The sequence below is a fragment of the Kamptonema sp. UHCC 0994 genome (genome assembly GCF_029167235.1).
In the GTDB taxonomy this organism is placed as follows: domain Bacteria; phylum Cyanobacteriota; class Cyanobacteriia; order Cyanobacteriales; family Microcoleaceae; genus Kamptonema.
Map to the genome: position 1 here is coordinate 1 of NZ_JARFTR010000256.1, position 1,044 is coordinate 1,044.

The window sequence follows — 1,044 nt, forward strand, 5'->3', positions numbered from 1 at the left end:
GCAGTCGGACGCGCCCAGAACGAACGAGGCCTATTTGATGCCCTCGACGACTGGCTCAAGCGCGATCGCTTCGTTTTCATCGGCTGGAGCGGCTTGCTCCTCTTCCCCTGCGCCTTCTTCGCCATCGGCGGCTGGCTGACAGGCACCACCTTCGTCACCTCCTGGTACACTCACGGTCTAGCTAGCTCCTACCTCGAAGGCGCTAACTTCCTTACCGTCGCCGTTTCCACCCCCGCTAACAGTTTGGGTCACTCCCTACTGTTCCTCTGGGGCCCGGAAGCTCAATGGGACTTCACACGCTGGTGTCAACTCGGCGGCCTGTGGGCATTCATCGCCCTACACGGCGCTTTCGCCCTGATTGGCTTCTGTCTGCGTCAAATTGAAATTGCCCGTCTCGTAGGCATTCGTCCCTACAACGCTCTGGCTTTCACCGGCCCAATTGCCGTATTCGTCTCGGTATTCTTAATGTACCCCTTGGGACAATCCGGCTGGTTCTTCGCCCCTAGCTTCGGCGTAGCAGCAATTTTCCGCTTTTTGTTATTCCTACAAGGTTTCCACAACTGGACCCTCAACCCCTTCCACATGATGGGCGTAGCTGGAATCTTGGGCGGTGCTTTACTTTGCGCCATTCACGGTGCCACAGTAGAAAATACACTGTTTGAAGACGGCGATGGTGCAAACACCTTCCGCGCCTTCAACCCTACCCAGTCTGAAGAAACCTACAGCATGGTGACAGCGAACCGTTTTTGGAGCCAAATCTTCGGAATTGCCTTCTCCAACAAGCGTTGGCTGCACTTCTTCATGTTGTTTGTCCCTGTCACTGGCTTGTGGATGAGCTCTATTGGTATCGTCGGTTTGGCTTTGAACTTGCGGGCTTACGATTTCGTTTCCCAAGAGTTACGAGCTGCTGAAGATCCTGAGTTTGAAACGTTCTACACTAAGAACATTCTGCTTAATGAGGGTATCCGCGCTTGGATGGCTCCTCAAGATCAACCGCATGAAAACTTCATCTTCCCTGAAGAAGTTCTTCCTCGCGGTAACGCT

1 protein-coding gene is annotated in these 1,044 nt (G+C 53.7%); it reads left to right on the forward strand.

Going from position 1 to position 1,044, the window contains the following annotated elements; translation table 11 throughout:
- Nucleotides 1-1,044: photosystem II D2 protein (photosystem q(a) protein) (gene psbD / locus PY364_RS22270; RefSeq protein WP_275526372.1), on the forward strand; the 1,044-nt coding region annotated here is incomplete at both ends.